Source organism: Psychrobacillus sp. FSL H8-0487, assembly GCF_038008385.1.
Taxonomy (GTDB): Bacteria; Bacillota; Bacilli; order Bacillales_A; family Planococcaceae; genus Psychrobacillus; species Psychrobacillus psychrotolerans.
Genome location: NZ_JBBOZA010000002.1, coordinates 65,980 through 82,697, shown reverse-complemented (window position 1 = coordinate 82,697; position 16,718 = coordinate 65,980). Strand labels below are relative to the sequence as shown.

The 16,718-nt window shown below is 31.1% G+C and carries 19 protein-coding genes; 14 read left to right on the top strand and 5 right to left on the bottom strand.

Annotated elements, in window-relative coordinates:
* Positions 1-66: 66 nt before the first annotated feature.
* On the bottom strand, positions 67-432 hold the full coding sequence (locus tag MHI47_RS19980) for a transcriptional regulator (RefSeq protein ID WP_340832245.1): 366 nt from the start codon (positions 430-432) through the stop codon (positions 67-69).
* Between the two features lie 166 nt (positions 433-598).
* Positions 599-1,372: an ATP-dependent DNA ligase gene (locus MHI47_RS19975; RefSeq protein ID WP_340832244.1), complete on the bottom strand. Its 774-nt coding sequence runs from the start codon at positions 1,370-1,372 to the stop codon at positions 599-601.
* Positions 1,373-1,729: 357 nt separating this feature from the next.
* Between MHI47_RS19975 and MHI47_RS19970 the strand changes: the two genes are divergently transcribed.
* Complete coding sequence (locus MHI47_RS19970; protein WP_340832242.1) at positions 1,730-2,104, top strand: YolD-like family protein; 375 nt, start codon at positions 1,730-1,732, stop codon at positions 2,102-2,104.
* Between the two features lie 41 nt (positions 2,105-2,145).
* Positions 2,146-2,967 carry an endonuclease/exonuclease/phosphatase family protein gene (locus MHI47_RS19965; RefSeq protein WP_340832241.1) on the top strand — a complete coding sequence of 274 codons (822 nt, stop codon included), beginning with the start codon at positions 2,146-2,148 and terminating at the stop codon, positions 2,965-2,967.
* Positions 2,968-3,068: 101 nt separating this feature from the next.
* Here the strand turns inward: MHI47_RS19965 and MHI47_RS19960 are convergent, their stop codons facing one another.
* Positions 3,069-4,226 (bottom strand): tyrosine-type recombinase/integrase, encoded by a 1,158-nt coding sequence (locus MHI47_RS19960; RefSeq protein WP_340832240.1) that lies wholly within the window; start codon positions 4,224-4,226, stop codon positions 3,069-3,071.
* Positions 4,227-4,615: 389 nt separating this feature from the next.
* On the opposite strand from MHI47_RS19960, the gene MHI47_RS19955 reads away from it, so the two are divergent.
* From MHI47_RS19955 to MHI47_RS19935, 5 genes are all read left to right on the top strand, one after another.
* Positions 4,616-4,888, top strand: a complete 273-nt coding sequence (locus tag MHI47_RS19955; RefSeq protein ID WP_340832237.1) for a DUF4176 domain-containing protein — start codon at positions 4,616-4,618, stop codon at positions 4,886-4,888.
* An 82-nt stretch (positions 4,889-4,970) separates the two neighbouring features.
* A complete protein-coding gene (locus MHI47_RS19950; RefSeq protein WP_340832236.1) occupies positions 4,971-5,327 on the top strand; it encodes a hypothetical protein in 357 nt (118 codons plus the stop codon).
* A 209-nt stretch (positions 5,328-5,536) separates the two neighbouring features.
* The gene (locus MHI47_RS19945) at positions 5,537-6,067 is read left to right on the top strand and encodes a hypothetical protein (RefSeq protein ID WP_340832235.1); all 531 of its coding nucleotides are present in this window, start codon (positions 5,537-5,539) and stop codon (positions 6,065-6,067) included.
* 145 nt (positions 6,068-6,212) lie between these two features.
* The gene (locus tag MHI47_RS19940) at positions 6,213-7,223 is read left to right on the top strand and encodes a helix-turn-helix domain-containing protein (protein ID WP_340832233.1); all 1,011 of its coding nucleotides are present in this window, start codon (positions 6,213-6,215) and stop codon (positions 7,221-7,223) included.
* A 79-nt stretch (positions 7,224-7,302) separates the two neighbouring features.
* Positions 7,303-7,452 carry a hypothetical protein gene (locus MHI47_RS19935; protein WP_340832231.1) on the top strand — a complete coding sequence of 50 codons (150 nt, stop codon included), beginning with the start codon at positions 7,303-7,305 and terminating at the stop codon, positions 7,450-7,452.
* 490 nt (positions 7,453-7,942) lie between these two features.
* Here MHI47_RS19935 and MHI47_RS19930 read toward each other — a convergent pair whose 3' ends face one another.
* The gene (locus MHI47_RS19930) at positions 7,943-8,542 is read right to left on the bottom strand and encodes a hypothetical protein (RefSeq protein ID WP_340832229.1); all 600 of its coding nucleotides are present in this window, start codon (positions 8,540-8,542) and stop codon (positions 7,943-7,945) included.
* A gap of 317 nt (positions 8,543-8,859) precedes the next feature.
* Between MHI47_RS19930 and MHI47_RS19925 the strand changes: the two genes are divergently transcribed.
* Complete coding sequence (locus MHI47_RS19925; protein ID WP_340832227.1) at positions 8,860-9,726, top strand: helix-turn-helix domain-containing protein; 867 nt, start codon at positions 8,860-8,862, stop codon at positions 9,724-9,726.
* A gap of 61 nt (positions 9,727-9,787) precedes the next feature.
* On the opposite strand, the gene MHI47_RS19920 is transcribed toward MHI47_RS19925, so the two are convergent.
* The gene (locus tag MHI47_RS19920; RefSeq protein ID WP_340832225.1) at positions 9,788-11,029 is read right to left on the bottom strand and encodes a replication initiation protein; all 1,242 of its coding nucleotides are present in this window, start codon (positions 11,027-11,029) and stop codon (positions 9,788-9,790) included.
* A gap of 1,167 nt (positions 11,030-12,196) precedes the next feature.
* Between MHI47_RS19920 and MHI47_RS19915 the strand changes: the two genes are divergently transcribed.
* The 6 genes from MHI47_RS19915 to MHI47_RS19890 all read left to right on the top strand — a co-directional run bounded on the left by MHI47_RS19915 (position 12,197) and on the right by MHI47_RS19890 (position 16,604).
* Positions 12,197-13,126 carry a DUF6744 family protein gene (locus MHI47_RS19915; protein ID WP_340832224.1) on the top strand — a complete coding sequence of 310 codons (930 nt, stop codon included), beginning with the start codon at positions 12,197-12,199 and terminating at the stop codon, positions 13,124-13,126.
* Positions 13,126-13,281: a hypothetical protein gene (locus MHI47_RS19910; protein WP_340832221.1), complete on the top strand. Its 156-nt coding sequence runs from the start codon at positions 13,126-13,128 to the stop codon at positions 13,279-13,281. The genes MHI47_RS19915 and MHI47_RS19910 overlap by 1 nt, the downstream gene beginning before the upstream one ends.
* Positions 13,271-14,380, top strand: a complete 1,110-nt coding sequence (locus MHI47_RS19905; protein ID WP_340832220.1) for an AAA family ATPase — start codon at positions 13,271-13,273, stop codon at positions 14,378-14,380. Before MHI47_RS19910 ends, MHI47_RS19905 begins: the two co-directional genes overlap by 11 nt.
* 85 nt (positions 14,381-14,465) lie before the next feature.
* Positions 14,466-14,693 carry a hypothetical protein gene (locus MHI47_RS19900; protein ID WP_340832219.1) on the top strand — a complete coding sequence of 76 codons (228 nt, stop codon included), beginning with the start codon at positions 14,466-14,468 and terminating at the stop codon, positions 14,691-14,693.
* Positions 14,690-15,112, top strand: a complete 423-nt coding sequence (locus MHI47_RS19895; protein ID WP_340832217.1) for a DUF3846 domain-containing protein — start codon at positions 14,690-14,692, stop codon at positions 15,110-15,112. Before MHI47_RS19900 ends, MHI47_RS19895 begins: the two co-directional genes overlap by 4 nt.
* Entirely contained in the window at positions 15,105-16,604 is a 1,500-nt protein-coding gene (locus MHI47_RS19890) for a vWA domain-containing protein (protein ID WP_340832215.1), read from the top strand. Before MHI47_RS19895 ends, MHI47_RS19890 begins: the two co-directional genes overlap by 8 nt.
* Positions 16,605-16,718: the final 114 nt, after the last annotated feature.

Below are 16,718 nucleotides of genomic sequence, written 5' to 3'. Positions count from 1 at the left end.
ATTTGGTTCACTTCACTTACTCTCTACTTTTAATTAAAGAGAGTAAGTTTTTAATTTTGAGTGAAATTATTCTATATGCTTGATTCCTTGCCTAACCCAATTCACTAATTGCTCGTAGTCCCTTTTTAATAAATTGTATTCTTGTGTGATATGTTCAAACGATTGCTTCATCTCACTATAACTCTCTATTGCCAACTGCATATGATTTGGAATTGTTGTATCTTTCGGCACTGTTTCTCGCTTGATAAGGAATGGACGAAGGGTTTTATTCCATCTAAATGCACACGCCTGCTTGGAGCGTCCTAACAAGATACTGGCTTCTTCAAATCCTGAAATTTGCGTTAATCCTTGTTCATTCTTCTTTAAAATTATCTCTTTTAGTAGATTATCTTCCTCAGTAGTCCAGCTATCTTTTCGAACTTTAACATTCATGCAATTCACCCTTTTGTTTTTAACAAGTATATGCGAAGTTGGGATATATTCATTACAGGAATTGGTTTGTCTATAACCTGGCTAAAACTAAATGTAAGATGGCCAACTAAAACAAATTAAATAGCCTTACTCCTATCTAGCATGGGTTAATTTTTTTGGCTAATAATCAAACTTTATCTAAAATAGAGACAATCTGAGGCAAACGCAACTTCCCTGAATTAGTCCATCCTCTCGCTTTCACTTTACAATGAAATGGTGGTGTTGTTGAAAGTATCTTTTCCTTAATTTCCTTAGTAAATCCGATTTTAACACTTCCTAAATAAATTCCATCCAAACTTTTTAATTGCACTGTTAATGGTCCAAATGTGACTTTTGAAATTGTACATTCCGTATAACTCCAAGCAATAGTTTTTCTCCAATTGTCTGAACGTCTGCCTGTAAGATAGGGAGTTCCTAGACGTTTAGCCACAATGCCCTCCATTTTACTTTCTTTCATTAAATTAAAGACAGCTTCACCTTCAGTGTATATGTATGGCATTAATTCAATAAAAGGTGAATCTATATTTGACACTACTTCAGTAAGAATTCCTTTTCTTTCTTCAAGTGGAAGTCTTGTAATTGTTTCATTTTTATATGTAATAATATCAAATGCAATGAAAGTTACTTCCTGTTCCTTATTTCCACTGAAACGAGACATTACTCGTTCGAAATCATCGGGTACTACAGTTCCAGGTGCAATTAGTTCTCCATCAAGTAAGGCTTCGGTACCTGAAAAAAGTAGTTCAGGAAAACGATTTGTTGTAATCGTACCATGTCTTGTATAAGAGTAGTTATTCCCTACTAATAGCCTTATTCCATCTCGCTTAGGTTCGTAGATCCAGCCTTCTTCTGATGTTGCTTTTTCCTTATACTCTAATAGCATTGGCTTTACTATTTTCATTACTATTTCACCTCAAATATATTGTTTCCAACTTGAAAAATTACAATACATAACCAAAGGGAGATGAAATACAGAAAAATTTACCGGTTGTAAAATGAAACAAACGTTCGTATAATGAAAGGAAAAGGAGGGTACAAACGTGCGTTTATATTTAATGAGATGTATGGAGCGTAAACAGTTGGTTGAGCTAATGTATTTAGATTCCAAAGGGAATATAAGCAAAAGGCGAGTAAAAGTCCTAAAGATTCAAGGTGATACATCCCAAGCATTTTGCTTCAATCGAAATGCTAAACGTACCTTCGTTATAGAAAATGTTCTCTCACTTGTTCCTGTCGTCCACAAGGTGCGTGAAGTTATATGATGCCAAATAGTCATATAAATATGGAGAAATCCAAATATGGAATTGATGTAAGAAGAAATGTGAAATGGAAAACTTCTATGATGCTGACAGAACATGTGAAGATGCTGCGGGAGTATGGGGCTGAAGTAAAAAGGGAACCTCGACCTGATTTAAATGAGTGGGATTTAGAAGCTATCCATGATTGCTTACAGCGTGCAAGCGTGCAAAAATCGGATACTAAAATAAAAATGTGGCGTGATGGTGAGTTTTTTTATAATCGTGGAATCATCGAAAGTATAGATCTCACTAGAAGAACATTAGAACTAGAAGATCCATTTTATTTATTTTTACTGAACTTGAATGAAATTGTAGATGTGACAATTATGGATTAAATAAGGTATATTGGAAGAAACCTATGAGGGCTGTGGTTGCTATGAAGATAATTGAGTGGAATATTAATCAACGTTTAAATTATTCTAAAAAAGATATGCCCGAGTGGATAGCAGATGTAATTAAGCAACGCCAAGCAGATATAGTAATTCTTACAGAATTTTTTCAAGGGAATAATTGGGGAGAAATTAAAAAGAAATCCTTTGGCGATGCGTACTATTTCTTAACTAGTAATAATTTTCAAGGTGGTAATAATGATGTAGCGATTGCCATAAAAAAAGAAAATTTAGAGGTTATATATTCAAAATCGTTTTTATCAGTTAATCATAACGTTGCGGATCATCTAGAGGTTAAATGTAAAACAAAAGATAATAAAGAATTTTTAGTCGTTGGTATGAGAATCCATGCTAGTGCAAGTCATGACGAAAAATTAGAAGAGATGATGCTTGTTATGGATAGTGTACGAGATGAAAAAGTCGTTATTATTGGCGGTGATTTTAATAATAATAGACGAGGATTTAATGCACCTGAAGGCTGGCATCTTGAAAAATTAGACGAAATTCTAAGTGACAAGTTTAAAAGATATACTCCTAGAGGTTCAAGTATTTTTTCGGAAAATCCATTTAACAGCAATTCAGATTATGAATTTGCATCAGACCACTTTCTCATAAAGGGAATTGACGATGATAAGATTTTTTTAAAAGATTATAATAGGGATTTTACAGAAAAAGACAAGCAAGTATACAAATGGGGAAGAGATTTCAATATATATTTAGGAAAAGATGAAAAAGGGAAAAATAAGTATGATAGTGTGAATCCCCCATATCCAGATCATGCTATATTGATTGCTGAAGTTAAAATATAAAAAAGTTCATCAGATTTTTGTTCAACCTATCTTAGTACAACAAATATCATAAAAGCTAAAAGACAGTAAAATTTATACTGTCTTTTTTGTTGTTTATTAGTTTATATATAATCTCCTAGTAAATCAGAATTCCATCTATGAATTGCATGGTTTTCCTTCGCAAGAACCTTCTCTAAGTAAATCTCCGTCGTTTCTAATCGTTCATGCCCCAAAGATAACATAATGGTATAAACACTTATTCCGCTTTTTTGAGAAATGATAGCAAAAGCGTGTCTGAAATAATGGGGAGTAATTTTCTTGATTTTATCAGGTTCTTTCCCCAAAGAAATATATAAAGAATTTATCTCCGTTGTAACATACTTCGATAAATAAGTCGGTTTGAAAGCAGTACCTTTATTTGTGGTAAATAAAGGCTCGTTTAAATCAGCCTTTTCAATAGAAAGAAGTCCTCTTGCAGCACGAAACATTTTGATTGTATCTACTACTTTACTTTTTAATGGAATCTGCCTTTTTTTATTACCTTTTCCTACAACATCTAAGTAATAGCCCCCTGAGATAATGTCCTCTTGTAAGGAAGCAATCTTTAGGTTACAAAATTCTTCGTTTCTTAGTCCAGTCGTTGTTAATACATGAACAATAGTAAACATGACAGGGTGTTTTATATCCCGAAAACCATTGAGTAACGTAACAATTTCCATTGCTCCTAGATCTCTATTCGGACGTTCTCTTTTTCGAGTATTTATTATCTTTAAATCCTCATAAATTGGTTCCTCAATATACTTTTTCTTGAATAAGAAGATAAAAAACGACTTTATAATAGAAGTTTTTCTTTCTAGGGTAGCAATGGAGTAGCTACCTTTCTTTAATACGTAAGGGCTACTGGTGGTTAGCCATTCTTGGTAACGCCTTAAATGACGAGAATCTAATGATTTAAAAAGAGAAGCCTCTACTATATGGTCAATATCAATATCAATTTCAGTATGATAGGTCAATATATTGGTAATAAATAAAGATAACTCTCGTTCATACTCTTTTACAGTTCGTTCAGCCCTGTTATGTTCTTTTATTAAATGTTTCCTTTCGTGTAAAAACCAAATAAGCATATCTGTATCCGAAAAGTCACTAAATTTTTGTTTATTATATTTTTCGGCTAAATCTAGTTGGTTTTGTAAAAAAGGGATTTTTTCTTTCTTAAATAATTCTTCATGCCAATTTTGTAATTGTGCAGAATTATTATTTAAGGTAATTTCAGAGGTCATAATAACAACTCCTTTGTAATATGAAACTATATGTAATAAATATAAAAATATTATATTATAACTATTTATATTAATAATTATATCATAAAATATTCTCATTTAATCACTAACTACTAATCTAGTAAAACAAATACACCATTTGTTATACTTTATTTTAATAATGAATTATATATAATATATTTTATAGTTAATTAAAATTGAATATGCATTAATAGTAGTTTATAATATTAATAGAAGGTTTAACATATTATGTTAATTTAAAATAAAATAAAAATAAGCATAATATAATTGTTTTTATAATGAATTAAAGATAAGGGGAAATTTTATTACTAATTAACAATAAGAAGGAAATTGATTAAATCTATGCGTAGCGAGGAGGTTTTTAGTAAATGGACGAATTTCTATTCCCTGTTGGTTCAATTGTAAAAGTTGAGAATATGGATGAAGAACTCAATAATTATTTAATTATTGGGCATAGAGTAATCAACCACTTTAGTATGAAGGCTTGGGATTATATATCAGTTCCCTATCCACAAGGGTTTACAAGGTATTTCAAATCTAATAAGGATTTTGACCACGATGATTATTTTTATTTTAATCATTACAACATTGATAAACTAATTCACAAGTGTGATGTGATAATAAATGAGGTTGAGGATTGATTGTTATGTTGTAGTACGTAGAAATACCGACGCAAATGACAATATAGCGAATTAAACCTTGAATGGTGGGAGGATACGCACTATGGAAGAATTAGAGCAGCTAACCATTTTTGATAGTTCTTCTGATATGGTGGTAATGATACCAGTAGCAGAAGAACTATCAATCGAGAACTTAAATGAAGAAAAAATAACACCTCTACCTATAATAGAAGATAGTCCTTACATAGAACATGAACTTGTGCCTTATGAGATTGGCGATACTGTACGAGTAGATCCCAACAGTTTAGATGAAAATGATGTGTTGAATTATAATTATCTGTTGGATTTTTTGAAAAAAGAGGGGATAGTAACGAAAGTTATTCATAAACCAACTCTCCAATATGAAGTTGCTTATAGAGATACAAATGCCTTTATGTACCATAAAGATTTGACAATATAAAGAGAATAGCGAGTGCCGCCAACTATTGGCATATAAGAAAGGATGAATAGTCATTAAAGAACTACAAGATATTGAAGATAAAATAAATGGTCGTATAGAGTGGTTAGAAGAACATCAGACACCGCAAAATCAAATTAGACTAATTGAGTTATCTAAGTTACAAGAATGGATTTTATTTGATACCGAGTATTAATATAGGAGGGTTTAAATTGCAGGAACGCACTTTATTCAGAGCAAGGAAAACTTACACTGTATCACCTATTGTGCACACTATTAAGGACGGTGTTACAACTCCGCATAATGCTTTTGTTGATAATCTTGGCAACATACTTTCCTTGCAAGAGGTACAGGATTTAATTGAAAAAACGAAAAGTTTCTATGAGTTGGACAGTATAGATAACCATATTAGAAAAAACAATTTAGAAGCGTCCTTAATTAAAATACGAGAACTTTATGATATATACCTGGAACAAGATGAAAACGGCTTATACCTTGTACCCGAACCTAACTATAATTATATTGAATTTGGCTTTAGAAAAAGGGCATGGTACGGTACTTGCGGATGGTGTAGCCATAAAATTTCTAGTAAATTAGTTGAGGGTTATTATGCATTAAACCATTTTTCTCATGAACTCGAACGAGAGAAAGCTTGTAGCGTAAATTGTGCTGAAGCGTTATGGAAAGATGTTGTGAAAGACTGGATACATAGACAAGGATTTCAAGAACTATTTAAGTTGTAGTTGTGAGGATATGAGGAGTGAAAATTAAGTGGAAAACTGTGATTACTGTGGAAAAGTGATAGATTTTGATACTTACTTTAATTTTGGTGGCTGTTGTAAAGTATGTGCTGATAAAGATTTAGATAAAAGAGGAGTGAAATAATACTTGGAATTCATTGATGAAACGCCTATAGAAAAATATTCAAGACAAGAAGTAGCAGATCTTTTGGGTATCTCCAAAGTTACTGTCTATCATTATTCCAAACAAAACAAGATAAGAAAAGTTCCTGATCCACATAAAATTATGAGAGAGGCTCATTATTACAAAGAAGAAGTAGATAAATTGGCTGAAGAAAAAAGGAAAATAGAGACTGTAGGTTACTCAATTCCACAACTCCGAAAAAAATTAGGCGTATCTGATCAAAAAATCTACTCATTAATAAAAGAGCACGACTTAGTAGTAAATAAAATTCCGCATGGTGATGAACGTTTTATATATGATATACCTGAAGATACTGCACGATGGATTGAAAGAGAATTAACTAGGACGGCTTCAGCAAGAGGAATCCGTTCAGAATTCTACGATTCAAATTTAGATATAGCCATATTTCAACGTTTCTCATCTAAGGATCAATCAGGAATTCGTCTAAAGCGTAATAACATAGGTGAGTGGGGATTTTATTCAGCCTCTCTTTCATGGATTCCATATAAAAAAGGTATTAATGAATATGGATATGTTGCAGATTACAATATTCATAGACCATTAATAAAGCTAAAAGGGAAGGGATATACTGATTTCATTTTACCGAAGGACTATGAGTATACATTTTTATTTCTAGATTTTGTCTATGCAAATCGAGGGATAGAGAATATTCGATTAAGAGAACATGAAGGGCATATCGCTTTATCAGTTAAGAGTGGGTTAATGCAGATTATCGAACCACTTAATGAAAAATTCCCTATAGATTTACTAGATTCATTTTTAAAGAATGGGGGAGCTGGAGAAGTTATATTCCATGAGGATGAATGGCATTTTATAAGTGGCTATCGTAAAACCTCTTTGGAATTACCAATATCTTTGCTAAATGATGTACAAAAGATTGCAGACCAGGAGCAGCAGCACACTAGTGAAATAATAGAGAAAGCAATTAAACAATTTGTTGAATCTAATGGTTAAAATGTAGCTTTATATAAGTTACAATTTAATTTAAGAAGAACAAGTAAAAAAATGTACACTCAAACGGGGGGGGAATATTTTGAAATCTATCTTTTGGTTTCTTTTAGGTTTAATTGTTTCATGGTGTATATTGGGGATTATTACAGGTGACTATAGTATTAAAAATATATTTTTTTTAATAATTGCCTATTTAGGTGCTAAATTTGCTATCCGTCAGAGGAAGAAATAGGATGGTTGAATTCTTTAAATCACGAGTAATATATTCTCTTAGTATTATGGGTAGAGATTTCTGTAATGGTTAACCCCTTCTTCAAGTAAGATGGCCTATTACAGTATTACGAGTAGCCACTACCAAGACTGGTAGTGGCTATAAACAATTTAATTATAAAATTGCTCATTTTACAAAAAAATATCTCTTAAAATATCCTTTTTAAACTAAACTTAGCAAGGAGAAAAAAATCATGAAATAGATAATTGTGTATGTGGTATATATAAAGGCAATACTTTGCTTTTCATATATTTTTATTACACCATTTCTAAAAAAGTTGCTTTTGATAAGTCTATCAATGATAAGAGTGGCAAGAATTGATAGTATGAAAAAGTAAAGAAAACTTTCAGTTGCTCTGAACGTTACATTAAAGATAAGAATTAATAAAGAGAGATTAATATAGGAAAACAGCTTTTTTAGTTCATTATTTTGAACAACGTTATTCATGTTCTTACTGATAATACCATTGAGATACATCATAATATTCTACATCTGTTGCCTGAGTATAGTTTGATTTAGCAAAATGAACTAATGTTGCATGGTAGATACGTTTTTGTTGATAGTTACTCCAAGAGCTAGTAATCCAGCTTCCAGAATAATGACTTCCTATATGAGTTGCTACCCAAGTTGATAACATTGCATTTGCCCATAGACGAAACTTTTCTCCGTTTTTAATTCCTGCAACCTTCTGTACGTAATAACCAAGAAAGAAAGAGGCGGTTGCTGCTACATAGGTGTGGTTGAAAGTTTGATAAGCTGGTGGAACTACTGTTACTGTAGTATCCCCATTATCTTCCGCAAATGTTCCGATAGTTTGTTCTGTTGGTGATACATTCACGACACCATCATATAAATTTTTTAATTCTTCTTCCGTCAAAGGTGTACTTCCACTAAAGTTTATTCCTTCATAAGAATAACTGAATTGTTCTTGTGTTAGCGCTTCATCGAGGGGTACAACACTTTCACCTTTACTAGCATAAACCGGTAAAGTAACAACACTGACTGTTAACACTAAGGATAAGAATGGTATTAGTATTTTTTTCATATTCATCTCAAAACCTCCGATTGTTTTATTGTTTTTTCCTAAAATTAACAAGCATTCTTTAATTCTTCTAGAAGAATGCTCTCCTATCGAGTTTTAAAACTATTGAACATAACTCCAGGGATTAATATAAATTAAAAAACATTATTCACTAAGAACAAGTAAAGTTATTGTAATTACCTTCCAGTACCTACTAACCATAGCTCTAGTATAGAAATCACTAATTCCATGACTATTTTCACCTCCTTATATAGATTTTAATGTATAATTATCTATATAATTCATAATATTCCAAAAAGAATATATCTTATAATGGGGGAATTAAAATGATGAAAGAGATAGGACATACAATTAGCATAATTCGTCAAAATAAGGGATATTCACAGGGATATGTTTCAGACGGTTCATTGACACAAGGGGCATATTCAAAATTTGAAAATTTAAGCACTGGTATTCGTATAAATACGTTCAGAGACTTATTAGCTAAATTAGAAATATCACTCGAAGAGTTTGAATTTATTCATAATGGTTATGAGTATAATGTCCGAGATCAGTTAATAAATAGACTTTTTGATATGTCTTATAATAATAAACAGAACTTGGATCAGCTCTTGGCTGAGCTAACAGAATATTTGAAAGTGCATGATGATATTCTTTTAGAAAATATTTCTAAAATATGTAAATCTCTAATATTATTAAGCGAAACTGGAAAAATTCAACAAGCACGTATTCCGTTACAGGTCGTTTGGGAAAGTTTATCTAAAAGAAATCATTTCTACATCATAGATATATATTTTATAAACTCAATATTATTTCTATTTCCTCTTGAAACAGCATTAGAAATTAAAGATTTTGCTTTTAGAAGTATAGATCGTTATAGAGACTTCAAGAATATAGAACGAATTAAAATCAATATTTCCGTTAATATCATGCTACTTTTAATGAAAGAGAAAAAATTTACAGAAGCATTAAATGAAACTACTCAAATAATTAAACTTAGTAAAAAACATCGCGACTACCTCCGGCTTGCTATTTGTTATGTTCGAAGGGGAATTTGTTTGAACACAATAGATATGTCAGGGGAAGTATGGATATCGAAAGGGAAAAACATGCTCTTGGCCTTAGAAGAGTATAAAATGATTGAAATTATGGAAGAAGAAATCAAATCTTACGAGGAAACAATTGTATGGTAGAAAGTTTTTGTTTATCCCAAAACAAACACCACAATCTTCATAGATTGTGGTGTTTTTGAACTTAACTATAGGAGTAAATATTACTTAATACTTCTTTGCAAATATCTTGTAGATATTTATCTTTAAAATTTTTCGGACTTACCAACTTGTCATATGTACTTTCTTGAAACAATTGATAACTCATAATTTGTTCATAAATCTCATGTTTAATTCCACTTTCATCCTTTCCTAACGATTCCTTTAATTCCTTAACTTGTAATAAATGTTTTTCAATTTCTTCAGGTAATCTATCATAATTCTCTTTCATTACATTCTCATTTTTTTCTTGTAATCTTTCTAGAAATTCTTCCTGCATGTCTTTCTTTTTAGGGTTCTCACTAGTTGAGATTGCAAAGTCTTTTTCAATTGCTTTTAGAATGTAAGCAGGAGGAGAATCTACCCTACCTAAAGCTATTTGTTCCTTAGTATAAATAACATTACGAGTTATTTGTTCTACTGAGTATTTTTCTATAATATTATTAATAACTTTTGGATTTAAATTAAATTCCATAAGATACTCTTGTTCTTTTAAAACTGTCTCTAAAATTAATGGTTCAACAGGACTTTTATTTTGGTTACGATAAATATGAAATTCGATCTTATTAACAGCTCTACCTTTTTTTATTTCTGTGAACTCAAAGTATATATCTGATTCAGCTTTTAGTTCTTTCTGAGCCTGTAAGATCACTCTCTGTTTGAAGTTTGCATATTTAGGATATTGTTCAGGATCAATTCCCATCTTAGCCTTTAAATCTTCAATTGATATAATCCTTACCGAATTTAAAGAAACTCGTGATTTAAGTAGTTCGTATAATCTAAGAGAATATATACTTCTTAGATTAGTTATGTTAAAAAGTTTATATGAAGTGAAATTGTTACTTAATGATAATAAATACTGTTCCCAAAATTCATCTACTTTTAATGTAATTGTACCTTTATTTTCATTATACTGAACTTTTGAGAACCATGTTATTTGAGTAGTAACATTGTCTGTAGTAAAAGTTATCGGTTTTTTATAAAGTTCTTCCGTCATTTTTTTAAGTGCTGAGTAACCAGAATTACCCTTTAAATCTAGTAGGTCTAAAAATTGCTTAACTGGGAAAGAATATGTATGAAATGAAATATCACCAGGTTGAATATTTGAAAACACAGTTTGAATTATTTTAAATTCAGAGGCACTCAATTTATAGGCAGCCTCAATTAATAAATTCGATTTTGTTACTGTGTTATCTTTGCTAACTAGAAAATCAAATGGAACATCCAAAAAAATTCACCGCCTAATTGGTATATTTCGAATTATAACACATACTAAAGGATATGTTATACTTTGTTTTATAAAATCTGTTACCACTTGTTATATTTCATTCATCTAGAATGCTTAATATCCATTAAAATTACGATTCATCAGTGTTTTTTACCATTTTTTTGATAATATACTAACCAAATCTGTTATATTTCATGCACATTAACCAAATCTGTTATATTTCATACACATTGACCAAATCTGTTATACTTCATGCACATTGACCAAATCCGTTATATTTCATGCACATTAACCAAATCTGTTATACTTCATGCACATTGACCAAATCCGTTATATTTCATGCACATTAACCAAATCTGTTATACTTCATGCACATTAACCAAATCTGTTATACTTCAAGCACATTAACCAAATCTGTTATATTTCATGCACATTGACCAAATCCGTTATACTTCACACCAATTTCGTTATATTATTTACCAAAATCGTTATACATACATCCCAAAATCGGTATAATTAACACCAAAAATGTTATAAAATTTACCAAAAAAGTTATAATTAACACCAAATACGTTATACTTCTTCCCAAAAACGTTATACTTCTTCCCAAAATTGTTATACTTTAAAGGTCCAAAGCTTTGATATAACAGGCTTTGAAATAATAGCAAACAATATAAACAATTAAACATTATAAACAATTAAACAATATAAACATTATGTATAAACAACTAAACAAGAGATCAAGAGATCAGTTTGTTAGTCATTTCATAAAAATAGATTAAAAGATTTTTTAAAAAAAATAATAAAAGCCTTATTTTCATGATATACTATTAGCAGTTATTTAATCTTTGAAAGTCCTTATTTTCCCACCGTTAAGGTGAGCAGAAAACAAAAGGATATTACGTCTTGCTCCATTAGTTTCCCTTGCCTTTTTTGGTATGTGCAGAAACATAAATGTGATAAAAAATTAAACCTTAATGAAATAATCCAAACTCCTATCTATTTTTGTCTTTTGACACTAATTCTAGGAGTTTTTTTATTTTATCCCCAAACTTTATACGTATCGTTATTCAAAAAGCCTGTATCTCAGTGTATTTATACACTCGTGCTACGGGCTTTTTTTATATATAAAAACCAATCCAAAAAAATTTAAAAGGAGGTTGCTTTATGCAACAAAATCAAAGCATTTTAGAAGGAGTATCCGCAAGTATTAATGGTGAACAATCAGAAAGTATAGGTTTTTTAACCTGGTACAGTGTTGGTGATGATTTATATTATCGAGAAGATCTGCGGAAATTATTAGTTTCAAATGGAATTGAAGAAAAATATCTTCCAAATCCAATTCGTTCTAGTGATGCGTTCAGACGTGCTACTAAAGCTATTGAAACAAAACGTTCTCGTGAATCAGATAATGCAGATACTTATAAAAATTACATTGTAAGGGATGTTGTCTCTAAAGGAGAAAAATTACAAAGAAATATTGTAATTGAAACAGTTAACCAAAAAGGTGAGCGACTTGATTATAATACTGAAGGTGCAAAAATGTATTTTGACAAACAAAATGACCAATTCACGTTTATATCAAATGATGAAATGGCGAATGATTTAGCGGAGGAAGCTCAAAAACATTATGATTTGTTTTCAAAAGCCCATAATGGGGCAGTTGTTAGATCTAGTGTGGTGAGTTATCTTTATTCGTTAAGTCCGACACCAGTTAGACTTTCAGGTGGTGTTTATTTTGTTCCTTTCAAATATGCTGAGAATCTAAAAAATCTTTGTAATTATGTTTCATCATTAGATAAAGGTTCAGCCCAAATGGTTGCTCTTACGAATGATGAAAATAATAGAAATATTATCAAAGAAAATGTAAAAGAAAACTTAGATAAAGTTCTTCAACAATGTCGCTCTGCAATTAATGATGAAGAAGGTAAGTTGCAGAAGGGACAAGTATTTACGATTATTGAAGATGCTCGTAGAATTGTTGGTCAATTTAAGGATTATCGTGAACTTCTAAATGATACAGTTATTGATTTAGAAAGTAGCGTTGATCTTATCCGTCAATCTATTAACCTTGTTTTAAGTAAGGTGGCAGATTGATGATTACTAAACAACCTACAACTTCAAAATTTAAAATTTATAGACGTGCTTGGAAACTGTTTGACTTTGGTTTAATTTCTAAAGAAGAATTAGTTGAAATGCTCGAAGCTTGTCAAAATCCAAAAATGGTAAAGGGGAATAGTTATGTTAACTAAAATTGAAAACATAAAATCATATTTAAATAAAAAATTCGTAGAAAGAGAAGAAATAGTAGATGCTTTATTTGTTGCACTTGTGGCTAGACAACATACTTTGTTGATTGGTCCTCCTGGTACTGCAAAATCCGCATTGGTTATGGAATTTTCAAAGCAAGTAACAGATATGAGCTATTTTCAATGGTTGCTAACACGTTTTAGTACGCCTGAAGAATTATTTGGCCCTGTTAGTTTGCAAGAGTTGGAGAAGGGTGTTTATAAGCGTAATACAGCTAATAAACTACCTGAATCTCAATTAACATTCCTAGATGAGATTTTTAAAGCAAACTCTGCTATTTTAAATGCTCTGTTGACATTAATAAACGAACGTTTATTTTACAATAACGGTAAACCAATTCAAACACCTCTACAAAGTGTGATTGGTGGAAGTAATGAGTATCCAGAAGAAGGAGAAGGTTTAGAAGCGTTATTTGACCGTTTCTTGTTACGTTTTGAGTTGGAGTATATTGGAGAAGATGCTAATTTCCTTTCTATGTTGAGAGGGGATACGGCGTACGTTCAAGAACCTATTCCACTGACTATGCAAGAAATTGAAAATCTTCAAATGTTGGCTGATATGGTTGATATTCCTGAAGAAGTCTATGGAACGCTTGTAAAAATACGCACTGAATTACGAGATGAAGGAATTCGTCCATCAGATCGTCGTTTCCGTCAAAGTTTGTCCTTGTTAAAAGCAAGAGCAGCTCTAGATGGTCGTAACTCTGTCAAAATAACTGATTTAATTATTTTGAAAAATGGTTTGTGGGAATCTACGGATCAGAGAGCAAAAACGATTGAAATAGTGGAATCTTATTCTACTGACCGTTGTAGTGTAGAACTTGAAAATATTAAAAAGATTGCTATTGAATTGTATAGTGTCGTGAAACAAGATCCTTCTACAGAATTAGGTATGGAGGCTACTGCGAAATTCAAGACATTATTACATCAAACAGCAAGTTTGGAAAAAATGTATCCTGAGCGTGAAGCAGAAATAACAATTGTGAAAACACAAGTTATTAAAGCACAGCAATTAATCGGGGAAGCATTATTAGGTATCTAAATATTTTAGAAAGAACGACTTTTATGGTCGTTCTTTTTTCTATTTAAAAGAAGATTTAAGTTTAAAAATGAAAGGGATGAATGAAATGAGAGGTTTACTTGATACACCACTATTTAATCTTTCTGCTATGAAAGAGTTGGTGAAAGAGGATGCTTTGTATTGCTTGGTAGCAAAGGATTTACAAAATAGAGGTCATAGCGAAGAATACGCTATGGAAATAATCTTTAATAGCTATATTTTAGATGATTTAGATTCTCTTGCTATTTATAAAAACTTATTATCTTACAAAAACGAAAAGGGGAATAACAAATGAAAAAATTAAAAGTACTTTATAAAGCACCAAATCTAGCAGCAGAGGTTAAGGAAATAGAAGGGTCAGTCGCTGGTATGCAAAAAGCAGTTGATGGTAGTTGTTTCGCGTGTACGGAAATAACTGATCAGATTGATTTATGGTACAATGATGAATTTTTATTTCATGATTTTCAGCCTAATCTATTTTTGGACTCCGTTATGTATCATGGTTCTGTATTTTTTGCAGGTCATGATGAAATGGGGAATACAATTTCTTTAAATGAACAACAAATCGACTATCTGAAGAAAAGAATTGTGAATGTTGGAGAAAATCTAGCACAAATATTTTTTAATTTAAGTGAATCAGATGTTGATTTAGCTATGTTCAAAATGATTATTAAAGATTTAGGTGCTGTTGGTACAGGTGATGTAAATGAGTAATCCAAAATATAAAAGACTTTATACAGAGAATCATACTGTTATGAACACTGATACGTTTGATAGAGAAAGATTTTTACAATTAACAAGTCTTTCTTCTAAATTAAATGATGTTGCAGAAAAACAAACTAGAAAGAATGTAAGCTATCTACCATTAATGGGGGATATGTGGTCATCTTTGTATAAAATGAAACCTCATTTAAAATCAACTGAAGGTGAGCATAAACCAAATAATCTAATGAATCATGAGTTAATGCAACGTGTATTGGAAGATGATGAATACGCGAAAATGAGACTTACGACAAAATTAGATGATTTTAGTTCAGCCATTGGAAGTATGCGAATGACGGAAGTAGTAACAGAGTGGATAGATGAACAAAAATCCAATGAAGAATTACAAAAGCAACTAAATGAATTAAATCAAAAAATGAAAGAACAGGCAGCACATGGTGATAAAAAGGAAACCAAAAACCAAAAAGAAAAAAATGTTCAATTACAGAACGATATTTCGGATTTACAAAATCAAGTTCAAGAACAACTGCATCAGGCAATAGAACAAAACGGTTCTAGTTTTTCAGATGCTATTGCTAAAGCCCATCAACAGACCAAAAATGCTAAAGAAGATTTAGAGGATTTACTTGGTGGTGGAAATGGTGCTGGTAGTGGAGATGCTGAAATGAAAAAAATACCGTTACGTGAACAAATTTCATTGGCTGAAACATTAAAAAGCAATAAGAAGTTAAAAGATATTGCTGAATGGGCAGGTAAATTCAAAAGTATTGCTCGAAAAAAACAAAAAAGTAAGCATACAGAATCACTGGATCGAAGTGGCATGACACTCGGGGCCGATGTGGAACGATTATTACCTCAAGAATTAGCATTGTTATCTAAAGAAGGTACAAAAAACGATTTTTTACGTCGTTTTGCCGAAGGTCAGACAATGATGTACAGTCCTAAGGGTAAAGAAACGTTAGGCAAAGGACCGATAGTAATGTGTTTAGATCAAAGTGGAAGTATGACTTCTTTAGACGCTCAAAGTAAGGGATTTGTATTAGCTCTTGCAATGATTGCTAAAAAACAGCGTCGTGATTTTTGTGTTATTACTTTTAGTGTAAAGGTATCGAAATTATATCTTTATGAAAAGGGAAAAATTACCCCTAATCAATTGGTAGAGTTGGCTACAGAATTTGCTGGTGGTGGTACACATTATGGTCCTCCACTGATTGAAGCCATGAATGTTATTGAAAAGTATAAACGATTCAATAAAGCAGACTTAATATTTGTTACTGACGGGGAACCCTCAGATACAGGCACTCTTAATAATAAAGAATGGATGCAAAATTATTTAAATAGAAAAAAGGTCAAACAAGTTCAAATTTTATCACTTTTAATTGGAAATGGTGTTTCAAATAGATGGATAAAATCATTTTCAGACAGAGTAGTTAGAGCGGCAGACTTCGATAAAGAGGAAACAACGGAATTGTTTACTATTTAATTACTAAGTATATTTATCTGAATCTAAATATAAATTAGCTTTGTAATAGATATTGATTATTTATTGAAAAGTTAGATTATTTGTATTAAATTTTGATTAAAAAAATCATCTATC